This is a genomic window from Endozoicomonas sp. G2_2, from assembly GCF_017744135.1.
GTDB lineage: Bacteria > Pseudomonadota > Gammaproteobacteria > Nevskiales > Salinisphaeraceae > Salinisphaera.
Genome location: NZ_JAGHQU010000018.1, coordinates 14,160 through 35,132 on the forward strand (window position 1 = coordinate 14,160; position 20,973 = coordinate 35,132).

Genomic DNA, 20,973 nt, shown 5'->3' on the forward strand with positions numbered 1-20,973 from the left:
GCGTACGATGCGCATGCGTGCCAAGAGATTGTGCGCGATTACACACTCGATGAATGCTTCGCACCTGGTCTACGCGTCTATCGCGACGCATTTCCCGGTGTACCGGTCAACGTGGTCATCCTCACGGTGCAGGCGCCGGGTTGAGTGTGGGCGGCTACCCTGCGCTGTCGATTCATGCCACGGCCGTTAGCGTGAAGCCCACGTGAACGGCGTCAAAGGGAAAGATAAGCTGGCCTTACTTCGGAAGCTGGCGCTGGCGTTCGCGCCAGGTCGATCAACGTTTCTATACGGATGAGGCGTTCGGTGTGGGTCGTTACCGACGGATGCAACTCGTCCACTTCGGCGCGCAAGCGATCGACGCGTTCGGTTACAACGGTCAACTCGCGTCCGGCCGCGAGCAGGTTCTGCCATACACTCATCGTCACGCTCCGATCAGCTGTGAGACGCCAGCCATAGCCGTCATGCCCGAACCACCTGAATCAAAGTGCAAGAGCGCAATGGCCTTCGCGCCACTACCGCCGGTGGAGCGCACCAAAGAGTTGATCGCGACGCTGCGTGCGTTGATCTTGATGCTGTGCGTCATCTCGTTTTCTCTCATCGCATGGCTTGTCACCGAAGGCCCATCTGCCAGCCCCCCTACTCATGGTTGCTTGGCGCCATCGTGCAGATTGGACCGCTCTATGGCATCTTCATGCTGTCGTTTCTTCTTGAAGCACTGATCAACAATCAGGGGACGGATCATGGCTGAATACGTGGTTGAATACGTGCCCATCATCTCTCTGCTCAGCGGCGCCGGCGTCTTCTTGTACGTGGCCTGGATATTCGGGCGCAACGCATAGAATCTCTGAGCGCGCCTCAAATCATTCCGGTTATCAACGCGCTCAACCGTGAGGAAGATGGGGCCTTCGGGTAACGGCGGCGTACGATGCGCACGCGGGGCCGGGCTTGTTCGAGCTGTGTCCAACTCGGCGGCAGCGTGTGGTCGATCGCGTTCATCACGACCGCGTCATCGGATCCAATACACCGCTCGTTTTTTCACACCTCGGAGACGCTGCCATGGTCGATACGACACTCGTACTCAATGGCGACAAACGGATTGCGGTCCGATAACAACCGTTCGGACGTCGCCTTTCCTTTAATTACTGGCACTTGTAGAAAGTCGCATCCTCTACCAACGCACCAGAACGACACGACACCATCTGTGAATCTCGCAGACACAACGGCGCAAAAACCACGTCGGCCCTCGGGCAAGAAAACACGATGGTATCTGCAGGAACCGCAGATGCTCACCCGTCACCCCAGCCGGTCGTGCAACGTCACACAACATGATTCGATTTGCCCTGATCGCAGACCACGGTCTTCTAGCGCACGCTTTATCCCTACGCGGAGAACACAACCGTGCCTGCACCATCTACAGAACTAAAAGCGTTTAGAGAGCGAGGCCGAACGCCGGATATGTCCCGCGCGAGGCAGAGAAGGCGACGACAGTCTCGCTGAACGTTTGCCATCGTAGTAAGACGGTGCGGCCCCGATAAGACCGCTATGGCGAATTCAGTTATGAGCTACGTTTATAACTTGGTAGTTCATGTTGTGCGGTCACGGCGCGTCACCCGATTACGTTCATCGACTCGTGTGCGCATTGAGCCGGCACGTACAAGACAAAATGTCAGGCACGCGTAAGGGAAGCGGCTTCGCAGACAATACGCACGTCGGCAATTTCAAGTACAACTCGCGCCGAGTCTGGTGGGCAGCCCCGAGTTCGCCACTACGTGACCCGCCAGCGCAATGAGAATGAGGCCGTCGCAGGTCGCGAAACAGAGCAGATACGTGCGCAGGCCCGCGACGAAGCGCAGCAACATGTCGCGGCACAAGAGCGCGCCCATGAACGCATCCATGCGGCGGAGATGGAATCAAAGGGCCTGGCAGAGTCGATCAAGGTCGTCGAAGGTGAACGTGACCATCAGATCGAAAAGCTCGCGGCGATCTCGCAGGAGTTGGAAAGTAACCGGTCATTCCCCGACGTTATTGCCAACGCGATCGATATCAGATTGCATGGGATTGTCGGCGAAGTGGTCTTTCCATAGCCGCGGGGTCAGTTCGGCCACCCGACTGGCCGGATGCACGCCCACGCGCTGGAGCACGTCGACCAGATAAGTGTAGGGATCGACGCCGTGCAGCCGGCAGGTGCTGATCAGGCTCTGGATGATGCCGACGTGTTCGGCGCCGACCTCGGACCAGCAGAACAGCCAGTTGCGCCGCCCCATCGGGATCGGACGCAGTCCGCGCTCCAGATGATTCGTGTCGATCGGCACATCCGGATCGGTCAAAAAGACCCCGAGCGCGCCCCGGCGCTCGAGCGCATAGGCGACGGCCTTGGCCAGCGGATGTTTCGGCTCCAGATCCAGACGCTGGCACTGCACATCGCACCAGCGCCAGAAGGCGCGCACCGCGGGTTCGCTGTGCTGCGAGCGCGCCGTTTGCTTAGCCAGGCCTTCGAGGCGTTTGTCTCGGATCTCGGCTTCGACCCGATAGATCTCGCCGATCAGCGCCAGCGCCTGCTGGGCCTGCGGATCACTGTCCAGCGCGCGTTCGAAGTATCGTCGGGTATGCGCCCAGCACTGGGCGTGGGTCACGCCCGGGCGGTTGTCGGCATAGCGCGCATACGCGCCGTAGCCGTCGGTGATCAGCGTGCCGGTAAAATGATCGGCCAGCGTGGCTTCGATATGACTTCGTGCGCGCGTCGCGGCAAACGTGAAGCTGATCTCGTCAGCGTCGCCATACAGCGGCCAGAAGTAGGCGGCCTTGAGTTGGCCGGCGCCGGCGCGCCCGGCCTTGATGGGTGTTTCGTCCATGGCCAGAACCCGGCTTTCGAGCACGTGCTCCAGCTGCGCGGCATGGATCGGCGACAGCAAGGCCGCGGTGCGACCGACCAGCTGGGTGAGCGTCGCGCGCGCCAGCTGGATGCCGCCGGCGGCCAGACGCTGATGCTGGCGATACAGCGGGATATGGAACGCGAACTTATCGACCAGCATCCCGGCCAGGAAGCTGGCGTCGGCCAGACTGCCGGTGAAGATCGCGCCGGGTACGGGCGTGGTCTGCGGCGTGGCGCTATTCCGCGGCTTGATCACCGGGGCCCGGTATTCCAGTACTTCGTAACTGGCACGCCGCTGGGCCAGGCGGAAGGTGCTGTGGGTGGCGATGACTTCGCCGTCTTCGAGGCCTTCGGGGGGTGCAACGTCGATCACGCGCACGGGCACGGAATCGTCAAAGCGTAGGCCGGTGTCGTTAACCGCGCCATTGCGTGTTTTCTTGCGGCGTGTGATCTCGACGGCTTCGGTTGCCGGCGGCGCCGGCGTATCCTCGATCAGGCCCGTAAACAGGCTGGCCTGGACCGCCGGATCGATTTCGACGCGCTTTTCCGACTTGGCGCCGAACAGCTGACGCTTGAACCAGTCAAGCTGGTGCTGGGTGGCTTCAAGCTGTGATTCGACCGCGGTCAGACGTTCACGCAGCGCGGCCATATCCGCGAGCGCATCGTCGTATTGCTGTGCCGGAACGGTCGCGGTCAAACGCCTGATTCCTCATCGGTTTCAAGTCATTATTATACCCGATTCAGTGCCCTTGAAACGCCCGGATGCCAACGTTTGCGGTGTTTTTTGATCACCAGATCCAGGCCTTCGATCAGCCCCTCAAAGGCGGTGTGCGATAGCGCTACGGCCGGCGATGACGCCGTGCGGTTGATGCCGAAGCGGCCGGCTTCCAGACGCTTACTCCAGACACAATAACCGCCCGCCTCGAAGTACAGGCATTTGAGCTGCGTACGCCGACGATTGACGAAGACAAAGCCCTGGCCGCTCAGCGGATCGCTGCCGAGTTCCCGACGCACCATCGCCGCCAGCCCGTCATACGAGCGACGCATGTCGGTCGGCTGGGTACACAGCCACAGCGTGGCCGGCGTTCTCATGGACGACGCAGGCGCAGGCATACGCCGTCGCCCAGATCCAGTTCGATCGTCCAGCCGCTGTCGGTATTCCCCGGCTCATCGGCCAGCGGGGCAAACAGGGCGGACGGTGTCGATACAGGCGCCTGACTCGTCCGCAGACGCCGCTTCCAGTGTTGAAATGAGCTTTTGGACAGACCGCGCTCGGCGCAGAAGGCGACCTGGCTCTGGCCGCTCGCGGCTTGGGCATCAATCAGCTGCTGCCATTGTTCGGGCGTGTGTTTCTGGCGCGGCGAATGCGACATGGCGATGACTCTCGGGGTGATGGCGGTGAGAGTCACCATAGCTAGCGCGTACTCAGGCGAGAATAACGTCTTCGTTTAACCGCTTACGTTGGAAACGGCGTTGACCCGCCGCGACGAGGTCACGGCACAGCTGGAGATGTGCGTGGCCGAACGTGCGACCGCGCAGACGCTGGCCACGGAGCGTCAGCGCATAATTGACCGGCTGGAAAAGGAACGCGCCGCGGCCGCGCGGCGAGCATCAAGGAAACATACGTGAGCATGAGTCCGATACGTTCGCTGAAATCCGCAACTGTGTTTGGCCCGATTTTATCGCCCGCGTCTGGCCGGTCGGACCTCTGATAGAGCTGTTATTTTCTCTCAGGTATCAGCCAAAAAGCGTGCTATGTGATCCGAGTCGTGCCAACCGAAGCGTGTGATCATCGGCGCTCCAGTAAATCAATAGCAAATCGGGTTTGATATGACATTCACGATAGCCTGCCCAGTTGCCACTTAGGCTGTGATCGCGATATCGAGCAGCCAAAGGCCGGTCCGTGGCCAACGCCGTCAACACAGCCTCGAGCATCTTATCCAGCGTGTTCCGATGCTTTCCCTTGGCTTCTCGCTTGTAATCGCGTTTGAAGGCGGACGATCGCTCAATCGTCCGCATGCAGGTCGGCCATCAGATCATCGACCGTTTCAAAGCGCCTCCCCTTGCCGGCCTCAAGCTCGGCAATGGCCTCGCGTGTTGTGGCAGTGGGCACCTTTACATCAAAAGGCAGACGATGCTCGTCAGCGACCCTCAGCAGCAACAAACGAATCGCATCAGAAACAGTCAGTCCCATGGCCTCAAGCGCTTCAGAAGCGCGTGCCTTTGTATCCTCGTCAATACGGGCGCGCACATAAGTGTTGGCAGTGCTCATCACAAGAGTCCGTTAGTAACCTTACCAATACTGTAGTCCTTTTGTGACTACATATTCAACCGAAACGTTACCGATTCGCGCGATGTGTCCCGTTTCAAGCGTTGACCGATTTCACATGTTTGGATTTGCCTCATGTTCATTGCACTACTTATCGTGACCTTTGGCCTTGCGCTGGCCACGAGCGCGGTCGTTGCACGCCTGTTCAACGGCTCGATCACCGGCATCATGGATCTGATCACACCCGGCAAGATGGCCAGCTCGTGGCGCCGCTATCTTTATTTCGCGATCTGTGTCGTCGGGGTTTCGGGCGGCGTGCGAATCGACCAGATCGAGCGCTATATCACACCCCAGCTACGCGAGACGCAGGCGCTTGCGCTCACAGGCGATCGCTGGATACTCGAGGTCTATCGCACGCTCATCGGGACACTGTCGAGCATCGCCTGGCTGCTGCTCGTGTTCTTCGTCGTCGCGCTGGTCGTATATGTGATCAAGCGCGGCCTCGAGCTGCGCGCAGGGCATCGGGACGCCGAGTCCGCGCCGAATGCGAGCGATGAGGCGCGGAAGTCCTGAGTCTGCGAAATCGATAGACGGGAGATGAGCACGTATGCTCGATAATCCGATGACACGGAAATGGCCTGATGGATAGTCGCATCTACAGGATACTCAGCGTCGCCAACGCGATGAGTGCCAGTCGCGGTTCTGATAAGGACTGTGCCTCCACGGGTGAGCAGATTGCGGGTGCGATCGTCGCAGGGCACCATGAATGGGCAGGTTTCACGGATAGTGATGGCTACAGCGATACCATTGCCATGATTGGGCGACTGGGCCAGGAGTGGTTCGAAATCGCCCGCCAAGCGCAAGACACCTCTCGGTAATTGTCACCCGTCTGACTCGAGGACAAGCCGCGAGATTTGAGCCCGGCGGGCGTGTCGGACAAACGATAAGCGCCGTACGGCGAGACGTTCGCCCCAGGTGTCGGTGTCGAAAACATGAGACCGGGAGTATTCCTTAACCCGTTCGCAACCGTCCGCGGAAACGGGGCAGAACCCCTAGGATTGCCGGCTCGTTCGAGATTTCGCCCGGCACTGTCCGTGCCCGGCGTAAACCAGGCGCCGGTTGGCAGAATTACTACGCCAGGCATCAACGTGTCGCTGACGGATACGCCGACCAGACAAGCGCCGCGCTCGTTGAACAGCCGAGCGATATCACCCTCGCAAAGTCCGCGACTCCTGGCGTCTTCTACGGCGAACGTGGCGATTTCGCATCCGTCGATCTTATCGGCCTGACTGTCGCCGACGCTATCGAGTTGGCTATGGAGGCGGTTCGCCGGCTGCGGTGACAGCAGGTAGAGCGGAAACGGTGCCTCACGACGACTGCCAAGCCATTCCGTAGGCTCTATCCATGATGGATATTGTGAACAGTCGTCATACCCGAAGCCAGCAATCTCATACGAGTACAGCTCAATGCGGCCGGACGGCGTGCTTCGAGGGTGAGAACCCGTTATCAGGAACAGCACGTCTGCCAACGGCGTTGCACTCGGCGCTCTACATCGATCGTATCTGTAGCTAGGGCACCAACCGCGACATCGCTGAAAGACTGACCGCCCTGGCGTGCGGCGTTCAAGAATACGCGAAACTAGACATAACCTCATCTGTACTGACGACTTTGCAAAACTCCCCGTTTAAGCTAGCTAAATTAATTCGATGGATTTGTTCAGCAGTAATTGACTCGCCCCTTATGTCCTTTCGATCAAATGTCGCGGTACTGTCGGCAACCAGCCGAACCGTGAAGCCAAGATCACTTGCCATGCGTGTCGTGGTCGAAACACAATGATCAGTCGTAAATCCGGTGATTACGAGCTTTAATAAGTCATTATCGCGAAGGTATGCTTCTAGGCCCGTGCCTAGAAACGCGTTGTGGACAGATTTTGTGAAAACGACTTCATCGTTTGAGGGTGCGGTTTCGGTCTTGAAGGCATATCCTGGCGAGTCCGGATTGAGAGGTGAGTCTGGGTTGGCGGATCGGTGTCTGATGTGAATTATTGGTAAGTTCCTAGATCGCCATAGCTGAAGTAAGTTGGCCATGTTCTGTTCGGTTGAAGAATTGTTGCGTGTGCCCCAAATAGCATCGTCGAACGCATTTTGAACGTCGATTAGGATCAAGGCGGTGTGGTCCATAATTTTCTCACTTGGGTTCTTGGCTAGAAACGCGAAATCCATCGACGCGTAACCAAGTCATCACGGATTGTTGCGCAATGCACCGAGCTTTTCGGCTTGGCGCCTCAGCGACAAAAGGCGGCGGTCCAGATCGGCTTGAACAGAGTCGCGGATTTCCCCAGGCGCAGTTGTAGGCAAGCCGGCGTTGAATGGCGGACAGGGGCTGTATTCCAACTGCAATTGGATCCGTTGTGCGACTTCGTCGCCGAAAATAACTGCGATCAGTGTGAGAGCGAAATCGATACCGGCCGTTACGCCACCACCGGTCACGAGATGGTCGTCGCAAACCACGCGTTCTGCGACCGGCGTGGCGTCAAAGCAAGTCAGCATATCTCTCCACGCCCAGTGACAGGCCGCTCGCCTACCAACGAGCAATCCGGCAGCGCCCAGAATCAGCGATCCGGTACAGACTGACGTGACGTATTTCGCACGGGCCGCCAATCGCCGGATCGAAGCCATGAACTCGGCGTCTTCAGCCGCGTCCAGGCACCCGAAACCGCCCGGCACACATAGGATGTCGCAGGCCTCGATATCACTCAGATCTGTCAGGCCCGAGAGCGTGAAACCGTCCAGCTGAATCGATCGGGCCTCTTTCGAGGCCACAATCACCTCGCACCCGGGACATCGGCTCAGGAACTGATGCGGACCGGCAAAATCCAGCGGAGTGAGGCCGGGGTATATCGGAAAGACGGTCTGGACGGGTTGAATCATGAGCGCTTACCTACGCCGAGCTTTTGAAGCACGTTAGCGCTGTCGGTGCTAGGCTGAAACGACGTATTTCCCTCTTTTTCAGCCATGCCGCATCAAGTCGGCTTCTTTATATACCCCCGGTATCAGATACTCGATCTCGCCGGCGCGATGTCGGTGTTTCAGACCGCTGGCGCGCTGTCGGCGGACGCTGTCTATCAGCAGCGGGTCGTATCTGCGGTCGGCGGCCAGATCGAAAATAGCGCGGGCCTCGCAGTGGAATCCGATCGTCTACGCTTCGATACCTTCTTCGATACGTTCATCGTCGTGGGAGGCGGCAATACCGATGTGGTCACGCGGCCCGACCAGCAATTGATCCGGCGGATCTGCGAAAAAAGTCACCGCGTGGCAAGTGTCTGTACGGGCGCGTTCATTCTGGCCGCCTCCGGCCTGCTCGATGGCCGACGGGCCACGACCCACTGGGCCCGGGTGGCGGAACTGAGAAGACGTTACCCACGAATCAGCGTCGAACCCGATCCGATCTTCATTCGAGACGGTCAGATCTGGACATCGGCGGGCATCACATCGGGAATCGACATGGCGCTTGCGATGGTTGCCGAAGATCACGGCGATGATCTCGCTCGCGATATCGCGCGCGAGCTCGTGGTCTATTACCGGCGACCCGGCGGCCAATCTCAATTCTCCGGAATGGCCGAATTAACGCCCGAGTCCGAGCGCATCCAACGTGTCCTGGACCATATCCGCACACACCTCCAGCTGCCGCTGAAAGCCCCCGATCTCGCCGCCGTCGCGAACTTGAGCCCCCGACAGTTCGCGCGTGTATTCCGTCGCGAAACCGGAGAAACGCCGGCAAAAGCAGTCGAGCGGCTCCGCGCCGAAGCAGCACGCCAGCGTATCGAAAAGCACGACCGCCCGATCGAGCAGGTCGCGATCGATATCGGGTTCGGCGACTCAGAGCGCATGCGTCGTGCGTTCATACGCTGGTATGGCCTGTCACCCCAGACGATACGGCGGGCCGCGCGAACACATACCAAGCCTCGTTGAAAACCAGCGTTAGCAGGATGTCTTTCACGTTTTATAGATGTAAGCTGCATCTATCAAAGCAGAGCGCGCCGGCTCGTGACGACATGTCACGGAAAAGCATTTCACCCTGTTCCCGATCTGCGATCGCTGTACCGTGACGAAGCGGCACAACATCAGACCTACATTCGATGCGCGCTGTTGTGCTTCTATTTTTAATCGGAGATTGGCAATGAAAGTGGTCGCGTTTGATGAGTTCGGACCTGCAAGCAATCTTCGCGTCGTAGAGCATCGCAAGCCGAGCTGCGACAGCGAGGAAGTGCTGATCAAGACACGCGCTGTCAGCGTTAATCCGGTAGACGTCAAAACTCGCCAGGGTGGCGCCTTGGCGAGCAAGTTACGCGCCCACCTGCCACTCGTGCTCGGCTGGGATATCGCCGGCGATGTCGTCGAAGTGGGCTCGAATGTAAGAGATCGATTTACCGAGGGTGACGCCGTCTTCGGCATGATTTGTTTCCCGAATCCGCCCAATGGTTATGCCGAATACGTGGCGGCTCCGGCAAGTGATATTACCCTTGTACCCACCGGCATAAGTTATGAAGCCGCGGCGGCATCGACGCTCGCTGCTCTGACCGCTTGGCAAGCCTTTACGCACTTTGGCCATCTCCGAAGCGGCGATACGGTTCTGATTCACGCGGCAAGTGGCGGCGTCGGCCATTTTGCCGTGCAGATAGCCAAGCACCTTGGCGCAAATGTCATCGCCACCTCGTCGGGCCGCAATAAAGCGTTTGTCGAATCCCTGGGGGCCGATCAACACCTAGACTACAAGTCCGTGAATTTCGAGGAGACGCTGAGCGATATCGATTTTTGTCTTGAAACTCAGGGCGGTAAGCACTTCGAAAGAACCGTCAAAGTCATGCGGCGCGGGGGGACGATTGTCAACCTGCCATCGGGATTAGAGGAAGACGCCAAAAACGCTGCCGATACTAAAAAACTCCAAGTCAACTACTTCATGAATGTCTTTCCAAGCGGCAACGACATGTCCGAGCTTGCCAACCTGCTTGGCGACGGCGTAATTACACCGCATGTGTCGAAAGTATTCGATTTGAGCGAGACCGCTTCTGCCCATGAGCAGATCGAAACTGGCCGGACCGTCGGAAAGATTGTGATCCGACCGTAAGCTCGCCTCAGCTTCATCTCAGCGTTACGACATACGCCAAGAACGCGCGTAGTTTGCGCAATGATCAAGTAACCAGTCGATTCGCATTCGCTTGCCTGGGCCGGGCCGTTACTGCTTTTCTAGCGACACCGCGAAGCTACGGCGACGATAATCCTAGCTTTACGATGCTTTAGCGACCTCCACCACTGCTTGAATTCTGTATTGGATGACGTGTGACGCGTCATTGGCACACTTAAAGGCGTTTTGGTCCGCGAATGGACGTGAATAATCCAGCATAGTATGACGGCCTAGAACAGCGGCCTCGAAAAAATTCCGTCATTATTCTACTGAGGCGGTAAGAAGCGAAGATTCTAAATCGATTTCCGCATTAATCGTCGAATGCTCGCTTGAGCTCACTGACAAGACGAATTGCATCCTCCTCAGAGGCGATATTGGTGAAACCCAGCAGCAGGCCGGCCCGGTCGGTATCGTCGGCGAACCACGTCGAAAGAGCCTCAACTTTCAGACCGGCCCCTTTCGCTCGCTCAGCCAATTCGACGTCGCGCTCTTCGCCGACGCACCGAGCCAGAAGGTGCATACCGCCAGCCTGTAGCTCGACAGACAAGCGATCGCTCAGCGCTGTTTGCAGCGCCCGCTGCAGATAGCCTCGACGTTGCGCGTACAAAGCACGCATCCGTTTGAGATGACGTGCAAAATGCCCATCCCGTATGAAGTCCGCCAACGCTGCCTGTGGAAGTTGTGGGCAACCGTGACCGTAACGGCTCAGCGTCTCGCCAAAGCGCACGACTTCCGATGGCGGCACGACGAGATAGGCTAGTCGTAATCCGGGAAATAGAACTTTGCTGAAAGTACCGGCGTAGAGCACCCGACCGGTCCGATCGAGACTTTTCAATGCGGGAATCGGCCGGCCTCGGTAGCGATACTCGCTGTCATAGTCGTCCTCGACAATCCAAGACTCATTGTCGTTAGCCCACTCGAGCAGAGCCTGGCGACGTGGCAGCGTCAAAGACACACCAGTGGGGCTTTGATGCGTCGGCGTTACAACCGCCATCTGCGCACGCTCGGCCTTACTTCGGCCCAGGTCGACATTAATCCCGCCGTCATCGACATCGATCGGCGTTAAGACCACACCCGCAGCCTCAAGCATATACCGCGCCTGGAAGTAGCCCGGCTCCTCAAACCAGCTCTCATCACCTTGGCGCAGCAATGTGCGACAGATAAGACTCAGCGAGTCGCAGTAGCCGGCAGTAACGATGATCTGGTCAGCATCGCAGGCAATGCCGCGAGAAACGCCGAGATAGCCGGCCAGTGCTTGGCGCAAACCAAGATCACCACGCGGATCAGGGTAGCTAAGCAGGCCCGTATCGGACATCTTGAGACGACGAGTGATCAGGCGCCGCCATAGTCGAATGGGCACTGCGTCTAGTGCAGGCGAACCGAGCTGGAACGGCATCGGTTGTAACCGCCCTACTTCTTCCGGCTTTTGCGGCAAGTCCTCCGCCGTTTGAGCGACAGCGAGTGGTATTCGCTCAGGAACCAAGTGCGGCGACACAACAGTGCCTGCGGCACCGCGAGATAGAAGATAGCCCTCGGTGGCGAGTTCCTGATAAGCCAGCTCCACTGTGCCACGCGCCAAGTTGAGCTCGCTCGCCAGCGCGCGAATCGAAGGCACGCGGTCGCCAGGCCGGAACCGACCAGCGGCAATTGCCTCTCGAAAGCGGTGATAGAGCTGTCGATGGAGCGGCGTATCTAAACGCCGATCTGTGTCCAAGTGTTCGCGCAAGCTCATGTCCCAGTCGAATGAATCGAATTTGGCTCTGTTGCCTAGGTCATTTCGACATCAGTATGTGTCATTCGAGAGCCGGGGCCACATCCTATGATTTTTGAGATTGTGCCAGTATTGGACGAGAAAGACTGCCATCGCTGTTTCGAAGTGATGCGTGAACTGCGGCCGCATCTCACGGACGCTACAGCCTTCACAACGCAGGTTCGACGACAGATAAGCGATGGTTATCAGCTGTATGCCGCTTGGCGCGCGGAAGATGTTTGCGCTCTTCTGGGCTATCGAGTCTGCGAAAACCTGATGAATGGGCGATTCCTATTCGTCGATGATCTCGTCGTGCATAGCGAACACCGTGGTAGCGGAATAGGCACGCAGCTACTTGGCTTCGCTCGCAGCAGAGCAATCGAACAAAAATGCCGGCAGTTGGTATTGGATACCGGGTTGAGCATGTCCTTGGCACAACGCTTCTATTTCCGGCAAGGAATGCTCACACGAAGCGTGGGGTTCTATGAAAACCTTACGGAAGGGTGCACGCCATGACTTGCGCGCTATTCATACATTCGAGCCCCTACGCACGGCACGCCCACGCCTACCAGCTCGGGCTCGACATACTGGACTACACCCAGCGCGGCGCCCTTCCCGCAACGGTGATCGAGCGCGATCTGACGAGCGATCCACTGCCCCCGCTCGATGACAATTACGCCACCGCACTGACAAGCGGGGCGGCCCATACCGACGATCGGTTCGCCTTATCAGAGAAGCTGATCAGTGAACTAGAGTCAAGCGACACGCTGCTGCTCGCTATGCCAATGCACAATTTTAGCGTACCGGCGGCGTTCAAACTGTGGATCGACTACGTGGTTCGTATTCACCGCTCATTCACGAGCACCAAAACCGGAAAAGTCGGACTGCTGACCGATCGTCCGACCACCATTCTGGTCAGCTCCGGCGGATTCCATTGCAGTGAGCATGCCGTGCAGCCGGACTTTCTATCTCCATACGTGAAGCATGTGCTCGCGACGATCGGCATATACGACGTTGTCTTTCATTATCTAGAAGGCCTGACATCCGGCGAGTCCGCGGTCGCGTCGGCATTGCGAGCAACCCGGCGCCAACTGCAGAACGCCGGATTACTGGATCGGCACAACGACTACGCTCGACGAGCCAATCGCTGACGATTGGTTTTCGAAGGCACTGAATTCACCAGCGAAATCGGTCAAGGAGATCTCATGTCCACCCTACGTCTGCCATACAACAAGCTTTCACCAGGCGCATACCAAGGGTTTCTAGAAAGCAAGAAAGCATTGGAAAAAAGTCCGCTTGGTTCCAGCATGATTGAATTGGTCAACCTGCGAGTCTCGCAGATCAATGGCTGCGCGTACTGCACGCAAATGCACTCGGAACTGCTGCGAGAACGCGGCATCGAAAACCAGAAAATCGATAGTGTCGCGGGCTGGCGCGTCAGTAATCACTTTACTGATCGCGAAAAAGCCGCACTCGAATGGGCTGAATGCTTAACCCATGTAGCGGAAACTGCAGCACCGGAAGAAATTTACGCCCCGCTTAAAAAGCATTTCAGCGATGTCGAGATATCCGATCTCACGTTTGGAACAGCGCTTATGAATGCGTTCAATCGTCTCGCAATAGGAATGAGGCTCTAGTGTTATGAGGCGACTAGGGAGCTGCTGAAAAAGTCGTGAAGTTTTCTAAGTGCATGGTTAGGCGGAGATTTCGAAAACGTAAACTCAGCAACTTACGAATCTCGACGACGCTACTTCCTACCGCTAACAGCTTATTGCGAGAGTTTTTCAGCACCGCCCTAGAGTTGCTTGACCACTGAATGCTTCTGACCAATTGCGATCCTAAACAGAAATTTACGCTTCGGTCTGCTCCAGCCATTTCGAGTGCATCTTCCACCTACTGACCTTCTTTCGAAAATCAGATGATAGCCGGCTTGACAGCGGCCCGTGCACGCGGACGCATTGAGGCCGTCTTACGGCGCTATCCAAAATCGATAAGGCGGTAGCCGCCGCTTCAATAAAAGGACCAATTATCACGATGACCCAGACAGCCGGACGTCTCGACTCTGCCATCTTGACATTACACCGCCATCTTCCTGGCGTTCGAAAGCTGTTTAACGCCTTAGTAGCGTAACCGGTCATTCCCCGACGTTATTGCCAACGCGATCGATATCAGATTGCATGGGATTGTCGGCGAAGTGGTCTTTCCATAGCCGCGGGGTCAGTTCGGCCACCCGACTGGCCGGATGCACGCCCACGCGCTGGAGCACGTCGACCAGATAAGTGTAGGGATCGACGCCGTGCAGCCGGCAGGTGCTGATCAGGCTCTGGATGATGCCGACGTGTTCGGCGCCGACCTCGGACCAGCAGAACAGCCAGTTGCGCCGCCCCATCGGGATCGGACGCAGTCCGCGCTCCAGATGATTCGTGTCGATCGGCACATCCGGATCGGTCAAAAAGACCCCGAGCGCGCCCCGGCGCTCGAGCGCATAGGCGACGGCCTTGGCCAGCGGATGTTTCGGCTCCAGATCCAGACGCTGGCACTGCACATCGCACCAGCGCCAGAAGGCGCGCACCGCGGGTTCGCTGTGCTGCGAGCGCGCCGTTTGCTTAGCCAGGCCTTCGAGGCGTTTGTCTCGGATCTCGGCTTCGACCCGATAGATCTCGCCGATCAGCGCCAGCGCCTGCTGGGCCTGCGGATCACTGTCCAGCGCGCGTTCGAAGTATCGTCGGGTATGCGCCCAGCACTGGGCGTGGGTCACGCCCGGGCGGTTGTCGGCATAGCGCGCATACGCGCCGTAGCCGTCGGTGATCAGCGTGCCGGTAAAATGATCGGCCAGCGTGGCTTCGATATGACTTCGTGCGCGCGTCGCGGCAAACGTGAAGCTGATCTCGTCAGCGTCGCCATACAGCGGCCAGAAGTAGGCGGCCTTGAGTTGGCCGGCGCCGGCGCGCCCGGCCTTGATGGGTGTTTCGTCCATGGCCAGAACCCGGCTTTCGAGCACGTGCTCCAGCTGCGCGGCATGGATCGGCGACAGCAAGGCCGCGGTGCGACCGACCAGCTGGGTGAGCGTCGCGCGCGCCAGCTGGATGCCGCCGGCGGCCAGACGCTGATGCTGGCGATACAGCGGGATATGGAACGCGAACTTATCGACCAGCATCCCGGCCAGGAAGCTGGCGTCGGCCAGACTGCCGGTGAAGATCGCGCCGGGTACGGGCGTGGTCTGCGGCGTGGCGCTATTCCGCGGCTTGATCACCGGGGCCCGGTATTCCAGTACTTCGTAACTGGCACGCCGCTGGGCCAGGCGGAAGGTGCTGTGGGTGGCGATGACTTCGCCGTCTTCGAGGCCTTCGGGGGGTGCAACGTCGATCACGCGCACGGGCACGGAATCGTCAAAGCGTAGGCCGGTGTCGTTAACCGCGCCATTGCGTGTTTTCTTGCGGCGTGTGATCTCGACGGCTTCGGTTGCCGGCGGCGCCGGCGTATCCTCGATCAGGCCCGTAAACAGGCTGGCCTGGACCGCCGGATCGATTTCGACGCGCTTTTCCGACTTGGCGCCGAACAGCTGACGCTTGAACCAGTCAAGCTGGTGCTGGGTGGCTTCAAGCTGTGATTCGACCGCGGTCAGACGTTCACGCAGCGCGGCCATATCCGCGAGCGCATCGTCGTATTGCTGTGCCGGAACGGTCGCGGTCAAACGCCTGATTCCTCATCGGTTTCAAGTCATTATTATACCCGATTCAGTGCCCTTGAAACGCCCGGATGCCAACGTTTGCGGTGTTTTTTGATCACCAGATCCAGGCCTTCGATCAGCCCCTCAAAGGCGGTGTGCGATAGCGCTACGGCCGGCGATGACGCCGTGCGGTTGATGCCGAAGCGGCCGGCTTCCAGACGCTTACTCCAGACACAATAACCGCCCGCCTCGAAGTACAGGCATTTGAGCTGCGTACGCCGACGATTGACGAAGACAAAGCCCTGGCCGCTCAGCGGATCGCTGCCGAGTTCCCGACGCACCATCGCCGCCAGCCCGTCATACGAGCGACGCATGTCGGTCGGCTGGGTACACAGCCACAGCGTGGCCGGCGTTCTCATGGACGACGCAGGCGCAGGCATACGCCGTCGCCCAGATCCAGTTCGATCGTCCAGCCGCTGTCGGTATTCCCCGGCTCATCGGCCAGCGGGGCAAACAGGGCGGACGGTGTCGATACAGGCGCCTGACTCGTCCGCAGACGCCGCTTCCAGTGTTGAAATGAGCTTTTGGACAGACCGCGCTCGGCGCAGAAGGCGACCTGGCTCTGGCCGCTCGCGGCTTGGGCATCAATCAGCTGCTGCCATTGTTCGGGCGTGTGTTTCTGGCGCGGCGAATGCGACATGGCGATGACTCTCGGGGTGATGGCGGTGAGAGTCACCATAGCTAGCGCGTACTCAGGCGAGAATAACGTCTTCGTTTAACCGCTTACTTAGTAGCGTTAGCCTTCTTTCACGATGGCTGTATAGCCGTCGGGCAGACATATTAGCCCGAGTGCTGGCGACTGGATACGATCGCACAGGGTCTCGACGGTTTCATGATCGATGGCAGAAGCGCCGCTGTTGCTTAGATGGCTATGCCAAGTCCCCACGCAATAGAGAGTATAACCACTCGACTCGGCATACTCTTCCAAAGCGCTTACTAAGCCGCTCCGGCCTAAAATGAATCGCTCTCGCCGCCGTTGGGAGTCTTCGGGCGCATCCAGCACGTCGATGACGGTGATCGTACGGCGCAGACTGGACAGTGCGCCAATCAATACGCCGCCAGTTTCCACGCTCGCATGACTTCCAACGTCTTCCTGTATCTTCTCGTGTGCCCGTGGAGATATTCGGATCTGCCACTGGTCGTTATTTTCCGGCACGATGACCTTGAAAGGCTTAATCGATTCGCTGGCCCACGCCAAGCTCATGCCATCCTGGCTGGCTTGGCCTAAGTAAAGTTTACCCTGCTCTGGCAACCGATCAGTTCGCCACTCAATAAGTTTCTGCGACATGGCCGCCGCGAAGAGCGAGATACGGGCGTCGGACATGACGATTGTCGTCGTGCCGCACCCCTGCCCTACCGCTTGACGACTCATCTGTGATTCATGCTGAAGGAGAAGCTGCCGTAAGCCGTCGTCCGCGCGCGCGAGGGCGTACGCCTCAAGAGTTAAATCGGCGGTGTTCGGATTACGCTCCATCCCTTCCAACGTCAGAAGCCCAAGATGCCCCTGCCCGTAAAGTGCGCTCTCGATTATCCGGGCACGCAATTGTTCCTCGGGAATCGCTGCCAACGCTTCACGAACCGCCAGCGATGCGGTTGAATTCAGAATTACAGAGGTATTTCGCGGCACGGAGCGACGTAACGCCTGTCGGTCATATCGCCAGCCGACAGCGTCTTGCCGTATTGCCGTAGCTGGCTGATCGAGGCCAGCTAGAACCGCGCACATGATATCGGCCTTCGGTGACAGCCAAGTAAGGCCGTAATCGTCGACTGGAAGTGTCAACGCGTGGCGAGCACTGTTGTGAGGCGACAGGCATTTTTTGTCGATAACCACCTGGGGCGCAAGGCCAGCACGGCCAAGATGCGTAGCGATCTTAGAGCCGACGCTGCCAGCACCAACTTGGACCAACGGATATATGTCCGCTGGCAGCGCAACGCCCGATAATTCGGCAAGCAGGTTTTTAGAGATCGCATCGTGTAATGCCACTGGGTAAACAGGAACCTCGATTGAGGGCTCTGATGTGAACTCCTTATCGACCTGGAGAAAGTACGGGATAAGTTCGATGTCGGAATTCGACCCAAGCACCGTGATAGGGCGTCTGGCCACGAGAATGATGAATAACGGCACCTTGCCCAAGTCTTGAGCTCGCTTTGAAAGCCGTCGTGACACCAATGAGAGAGCCTCCATTAGCTCTGTGCGGCAGCCATAGTCCGCAGCTCGCCCTGCTAAAGTCTGAAGATCGGCAACAGTTTCGGGCTCGTAGCGATCACAAATAATCGGCGCGCCAGTTGATGCTTTCGCCGCAAAAACGAGGACGGTGAGGGTCCGTCCGTGGGTGATAGCAGATTGAGCTTGTACAGGCGATTCGACGATCCAGTCCGCCGTCCGCTGATCCAACGGCAAGGCGTTGTCAGTCACGCGGGCCATTAGCAGGAAGCCTTTATGAGGACGATTGCCTTTCTCCGGCACACACCGCATATAGCCAGTTTCTAAAAAGCTATAACCACCACGGGACTTTATGCGGTTCCGCAAGGCCGCCCTGTCCAAAACCACTATGTCTTCCAGACGATCACGTCGAACCGGCTCCCAACCGTGGTTAGGATCAATAAGCGTGTCTTTGGCCGCTCGGTGCAGCCAATCGACGACCTGATTCAGCAGGCCGTCGATACCTCGGTGGGCAATGAGCTCGCGAGGATCGCCCTCAAAATAACAGGGCTCGGGAGCCTCTTGCTCGGCTCCAGGTTGGATGTGCGCTAAATTGCGATTAAATTCAGGTCGTAGCGTGACCAGCGGCGCATATTGAGGATACGTCGCTGAAAACATCAGGCGGATAGGCTCTTCCAGCTTCACGCCGCTTGGACTTTGGCCCTGGGCTCGCCATTGCGTTGGTAAGTTGACTTGTATTAAACAATCAACCTGCGGGAATTCTTTAGTCGAATCAGCGTGCACGTTCGCACGAATAACATGAGGGTGTTGCCGTATCCTCGCTAACGCGGCTTGAATAAGGGTCGGGAGCTCCTCTTCAATAACCTGAGCTTCAGCCATGCGGCAACGGATCTCCTCGTCCGGCATCGCTGGCAATAATCGCCGGTGCCGCGGCTTTTACCGTTGATAAGCAAAGTCCATCGCGATCGACCTCGAACTCTATAGGCGCAGGCTTGCTCGGCTTCGGCGTTTCACCGGTGCATTTAAACACGCCGGAAACCGGATCAAGAATGTCTTTGTACTCCCGCTTAGCGCGAGTACAAGGCGGGTCATTATCGTCATCAGTCACTGGTTTGCTGCTGGCGATAATGTGAGCCCCGGACAAAGCCTGACCTAATGCCTCACGTGCATCACGGCTTACCTTCGCCCGTTCGCCCCAGTCTCTCCAGCTATCGCGTGATAGCGAGCGCCAAGAGCAGTGGTGCGGTGCTTGCAGAAGATCATACTCGAGCCACTCGGTATGATTCGCATGTCGCTTCCACATGCGCTCCCAAATACCAACCCGGGCATCGCCACCAGTTAAGAACCGGCATTCGCCTCCGCTCGCTCGCAGGTGAAAGCGGAGGACGACGCTGGAATCGTTCTTCGTTAGCGCCGCTTCCTCCTCCTGCAGATCAGGTCCCGGCAACGGTCCGAGCAGACGTGCGGATAGCCCGGCGTCTCGCTGCCCGTTCACCTGCGAGATCACTTGATCAATCTCGACAAGAATATCCGTAAGATCATTGGTCTTGCCGTGCTCATCATGCCCGAGAATCAGAATGCGATCGCCATCACCCACGGTGGCGCCGGCTTCTCGATAGCGTTCGACTCGTCGCTTCGCTTCACGATTAAACGCTCTTGCGTCATCGCATAGCAGATTAGAAGACGAAGCGCGACGGAAAATGAGCGGCGAGGACCAGACTTCGCGAATCAGTATCTTTCCCTGTCGATACTCCTCAGGCGCGCCCAAATGAAAGTGCTTCTGCAGTCCTCGACAGTGGTCTTGATCAGGATGACTGAGCAAAAAAGCATCGACATAGGGGTGGTCTTGACCATCACGCTTCAAGCGTTCTCGTAAGTCGCCAGCGACATCACAGGTCTCATCGTCAGGATCATCAGCAGCTTCGCGAATATTGATGTCGATCAAGATGGTCCGCCCGCTGTCCAGCGTAATCAGCGTCATATCGCCATCGCCGACGGGGAAGAAAGTGATTTTCGCAGCCATCGTTAATACCTCTCGTGCCGCGGAGCCAATTGCCAGAGCCCCAATTACCAATTACTCTATACATAAAGAAACTAATAGGTCAACTAACTATAGGTACCGCGTATGGAAGCTAAGCATTCCTCCGGCTCGAATATGCGATGGAGCGTTGAGCGACGCCTTGAGTTCATAGAGTTCCGTCTTTATTGGGAAGGCCGCATTAATCGTTCGGATGTGATGAGTTTGTTTGGTATTTCTGCGCCGCAGGCCTCCGCAGATTTAAAGCGCTATCAAGAACTTGCGCCCGACAACATGCACTACAGCGGAACTCGTAAATGCTATCTGGCTAATCCAGACTTCAGCCCCGTAATCTCGCGGGCGAACGCACACGAATACTTGGCGCGTCTACGCTTATTGGGCGAGGGATTACATGGGAACGACGAAAGCTGGCTAGGAGCCGTGCCGGCTTTCGATTCGGTTCGGCCACCTACCCGCCAAGTCGAACCACAGAAGCTTCGACGCGTCTTGGATGCAATCCAAGGCCGGCAAGCAATGGAGATTCGTTATCAATCGATGTCGCGACCTGAGCCAATTTGGCGGTGGATCAACCCCCACGCTCTCGCATTCGATGGGTTCCGATGGCATACCCGTGCGTGGTGCCAGCTTAGACAACAGTTCCAGGACTTCGTGTTTGCACGGATGCTCGACATCGGCGACCTGGCAGCGGTCGAGGGCGATATCCCACAAGACCTTCAATGGCAGCGATTCATTGTGATGCGGATCGGCCCTCATCCCGAGCTGCAGCCTTCCGCGAGAAGAGCTATTGAACTCGACTACGGCATGACCAGCGGAGAAATGGCGATACGTACGAGGTTGGCATTGAGCTACTACCTAGAGCGGCAGCTCGGTCTAGACTTTGAAGCGCCGAAAGTCTCGCCCCAGCGCCAGCAAGTCGTACTCCTGAACCGTGAAGAGATCGATGAGGCGCGAAATACATTTTGAAAA

The 20,973-nt window shown here is 57.8% G+C and carries 25 protein-coding genes; 10 read left to right on the forward strand and 15 right to left on the reverse strand.

Annotation, left to right across the window (positions count from 1 at the left end; translation table 11 throughout):
• Nucleotides 1-212: 212 nt before the first annotated feature.
• Both J7355_RS16170 and J7355_RS16175 read right to left on the reverse strand, forming a co-directional pair.
• Entirely contained in the window at nt 213-419 is a 207-nt protein-coding gene (locus J7355_RS16170) for a hypothetical protein (RefSeq protein WP_209064560.1), read from the reverse strand.
• Between the two features lie 2 nt (nt 420-421).
• Nucleotides 422-583: a hypothetical protein gene (locus J7355_RS16175; protein ID WP_209064562.1), complete on the reverse strand. Its 162-nt coding sequence runs from the start codon at nt 581-583 to the stop codon at nt 422-424.
• Nucleotides 584-1,769: 1,186 nt separating this feature from the next.
• Here J7355_RS16175 and J7355_RS16180 point away from each other — a divergent pair.
• The gene (locus tag J7355_RS16180; RefSeq protein ID WP_209064564.1) at nt 1,770-2,084 is read left to right on the forward strand and encodes a hypothetical protein; all 315 of its coding nucleotides are present in this window, start codon (nt 1,770-1,772) and stop codon (nt 2,082-2,084) included.
• Here J7355_RS16180 and J7355_RS16185 read toward each other — a convergent pair.
• Genes J7355_RS16185 through J7355_RS16195 form a run of 3 tightly spaced genes read right to left on the reverse strand, consistent with a single transcriptional unit; the run spans nt 2,010 to nt 4,284 of the window.
• Nucleotides 2,010-3,569, reverse strand: a complete 1,560-nt coding sequence (locus J7355_RS16185) for an IS66 family transposase (protein WP_209064566.1) — start codon at nt 3,567-3,569, stop codon at nt 2,010-2,012. The two genes, J7355_RS16180 and J7355_RS16185, sit on opposite strands and share 75 nt — an antisense overlap.
• Nucleotides 3,570-3,601: 32 nt before the next feature.
• On the reverse strand, nt 3,602-3,964 hold the full coding sequence (tnpB, locus tag J7355_RS16190; RefSeq protein ID WP_209064568.1) for an IS66 family insertion sequence element accessory protein TnpB: 363 nt from the start codon (nt 3,962-3,964) through the stop codon (nt 3,602-3,604).
• Nucleotides 3,961-4,284 carry an IS66 family insertion sequence element accessory protein TnpB gene (locus J7355_RS16195; protein ID WP_209064570.1) on the reverse strand — a complete coding sequence of 108 codons (324 nt, stop codon included), beginning with the start codon at nt 4,282-4,284 and terminating at the stop codon, nt 3,961-3,963. The genes tnpB (J7355_RS16190) and J7355_RS16195 overlap by 4 nt, the downstream gene beginning before the upstream one ends.
• A gap of 61 nt (nt 4,285-4,345) precedes the next feature.
• On the opposite strand from J7355_RS16195, the gene J7355_RS16200 reads away from it, so the two are divergent.
• Nucleotides 4,346-4,501: a hypothetical protein gene (locus J7355_RS16200; RefSeq protein ID WP_209064572.1), complete on the forward strand. Its 156-nt coding sequence runs from the start codon at nt 4,346-4,348 to the stop codon at nt 4,499-4,501.
• A gap of 108 nt (nt 4,502-4,609) precedes the next feature.
• Here J7355_RS16200 and J7355_RS16205 read toward each other — a convergent pair whose 3' ends face one another.
• On the reverse strand, nt 4,610-4,891 hold the full coding sequence (locus tag J7355_RS16205) for a type II toxin-antitoxin system YafQ family toxin (RefSeq protein WP_209064574.1): 282 nt from the start codon (nt 4,889-4,891) through the stop codon (nt 4,610-4,612).
• Complete coding sequence (locus tag J7355_RS16210; RefSeq protein WP_209064576.1) at nt 4,878-5,147, reverse strand: type II toxin-antitoxin system RelB/DinJ family antitoxin; 270 nt, start codon at nt 5,145-5,147, stop codon at nt 4,878-4,880. Before J7355_RS16210 ends, J7355_RS16205 begins: the two co-directional genes overlap by 14 nt.
• Before the next feature lie 129 nt (nt 5,148-5,276).
• Here J7355_RS16210 and J7355_RS16215 point away from each other — a divergent pair, with 129 nt between their 5' ends.
• Nucleotides 5,277-5,714 (forward strand): hypothetical protein, encoded by a 438-nt coding sequence (locus tag J7355_RS16215; protein WP_209064578.1) that lies wholly within the window; start codon nt 5,277-5,279, stop codon nt 5,712-5,714.
• 68 nt (nt 5,715-5,782) lie between these two features.
• Nucleotides 5,783-6,019 carry a hypothetical protein gene (locus J7355_RS16220; protein WP_209064644.1) on the forward strand — a complete coding sequence of 79 codons (237 nt, stop codon included), beginning with the start codon at nt 5,783-5,785 and terminating at the stop codon, nt 6,017-6,019.
• 744 nt (nt 6,020-6,763) lie between these two features.
• Here the strand turns inward: J7355_RS16220 and J7355_RS16230 are convergent.
• Entirely contained in the window at nt 6,764-7,321 is a 558-nt protein-coding gene (locus J7355_RS16230; protein WP_209064582.1) for a cysteine hydrolase family protein, read from the reverse strand.
• A 60-nt stretch (nt 7,322-7,381) separates the two neighbouring features.
• A complete protein-coding gene (locus tag J7355_RS16235; RefSeq protein WP_209064584.1) occupies nt 7,382-8,071 on the reverse strand; it encodes a DJ-1/PfpI family protein in 690 nt (229 codons plus the stop codon).
• Between the two features lie 84 nt (nt 8,072-8,155).
• Here J7355_RS16235 and J7355_RS16240 point away from each other — a divergent pair, with 84 nt between their 5' ends.
• Together J7355_RS16240 and J7355_RS16245 are read left to right on the forward strand one after the other, a co-directional pair.
• Nucleotides 8,156-9,112, forward strand: coding sequence for a GlxA family transcriptional regulator (locus tag J7355_RS16240; protein WP_209064586.1), 957 nt, complete (start codon nt 8,156-8,158; stop codon nt 9,110-9,112).
• Between the two features lie 208 nt (nt 9,113-9,320).
• Nucleotides 9,321-10,268: an NADP-dependent oxidoreductase gene (locus tag J7355_RS16245; RefSeq protein ID WP_209064587.1), complete on the forward strand. Its 948-nt coding sequence runs from the start codon at nt 9,321-9,323 to the stop codon at nt 10,266-10,268.
• 367 nt (nt 10,269-10,635) lie between these two features.
• Here the strand turns inward: J7355_RS16245 and J7355_RS16250 are convergent, their stop codons facing one another.
• Nucleotides 10,636-12,057 carry a PLP-dependent aminotransferase family protein gene (locus J7355_RS16250; RefSeq protein WP_209064589.1) on the reverse strand — a complete coding sequence of 474 codons (1,422 nt, stop codon included), beginning with the start codon at nt 12,055-12,057 and terminating at the stop codon, nt 10,636-10,638.
• 87 nt (nt 12,058-12,144) lie between these two features.
• Here J7355_RS16250 and J7355_RS16255 point away from each other — a divergent pair, with 87 nt between their 5' ends.
• From J7355_RS16255 to J7355_RS16265, 3 genes are read left to right on the forward strand one after another with little or no spacing between them, the layout of a single operon-like run.
• Complete coding sequence (locus tag J7355_RS16255; protein ID WP_209064591.1) at nt 12,145-12,591, forward strand: GNAT family N-acetyltransferase; 447 nt, start codon at nt 12,145-12,147, stop codon at nt 12,589-12,591.
• Nucleotides 12,588-13,226 (forward strand): NAD(P)H-dependent oxidoreductase, encoded by a 639-nt coding sequence (locus J7355_RS16260; protein WP_209064593.1) that lies wholly within the window; start codon nt 12,588-12,590, stop codon nt 13,224-13,226. Before J7355_RS16255 ends, J7355_RS16260 begins: the two co-directional genes overlap by 4 nt.
• 54 nt (nt 13,227-13,280) lie before the next feature.
• Nucleotides 13,281-13,712: a carboxymuconolactone decarboxylase family protein gene (locus tag J7355_RS16265; RefSeq protein ID WP_209064595.1), complete on the forward strand. Its 432-nt coding sequence runs from the start codon at nt 13,281-13,283 to the stop codon at nt 13,710-13,712.
• Nucleotides 13,713-14,209: 497 nt separating this feature from the next.
• On the opposite strand, the gene J7355_RS16270 is transcribed toward J7355_RS16265, so the two are convergent.
• Genes J7355_RS16270 through J7355_RS16290 form a run of 5 tightly spaced genes read right to left on the reverse strand, consistent with a single transcriptional unit; the run spans nt 14,210 to nt 19,992 of the window.
• Entirely contained in the window at nt 14,210-15,769 is a 1,560-nt protein-coding gene (locus J7355_RS16270) for an IS66 family transposase (protein WP_209064566.1), read from the reverse strand.
• Between the two features lie 32 nt (nt 15,770-15,801).
• Nucleotides 15,802-16,164, reverse strand: coding sequence for an IS66 family insertion sequence element accessory protein TnpB (gene tnpB / locus J7355_RS16275; RefSeq protein ID WP_209064568.1), 363 nt, complete (start codon nt 16,162-16,164; stop codon nt 15,802-15,804).
• Entirely contained in the window at nt 16,161-16,484 is a 324-nt protein-coding gene (locus tag J7355_RS16280) for an IS66 family insertion sequence element accessory protein TnpB (protein ID WP_209064570.1), read from the reverse strand. The genes tnpB (J7355_RS16275) and J7355_RS16280 overlap by 4 nt, the downstream gene beginning before the upstream one ends.
• 57 nt (nt 16,485-16,541) lie before the next feature.
• Nucleotides 16,542-18,848 carry a hypothetical protein gene (locus J7355_RS16285; protein WP_209064597.1) on the reverse strand — a complete coding sequence of 769 codons (2,307 nt, stop codon included), beginning with the start codon at nt 18,846-18,848 and terminating at the stop codon, nt 16,542-16,544.
• Nucleotides 18,841-19,992: a metallohydrolase gene (locus tag J7355_RS16290; protein WP_209064599.1), complete on the reverse strand. Its 1,152-nt coding sequence runs from the start codon at nt 19,990-19,992 to the stop codon at nt 18,841-18,843. Before J7355_RS16290 ends, J7355_RS16285 begins: the two co-directional genes overlap by 8 nt.
• A 102-nt stretch (nt 19,993-20,094) precedes the next feature.
• On the opposite strand from J7355_RS16290, the gene J7355_RS16295 reads away from it, so the two are divergent.
• Nucleotides 20,095-20,970 (forward strand): WYL domain-containing protein, encoded by an 876-nt coding sequence (locus J7355_RS16295; RefSeq protein WP_209064601.1) that lies wholly within the window; start codon nt 20,095-20,097, stop codon nt 20,968-20,970.
• Nucleotides 20,971-20,973: the final 3 nt, after the last annotated feature.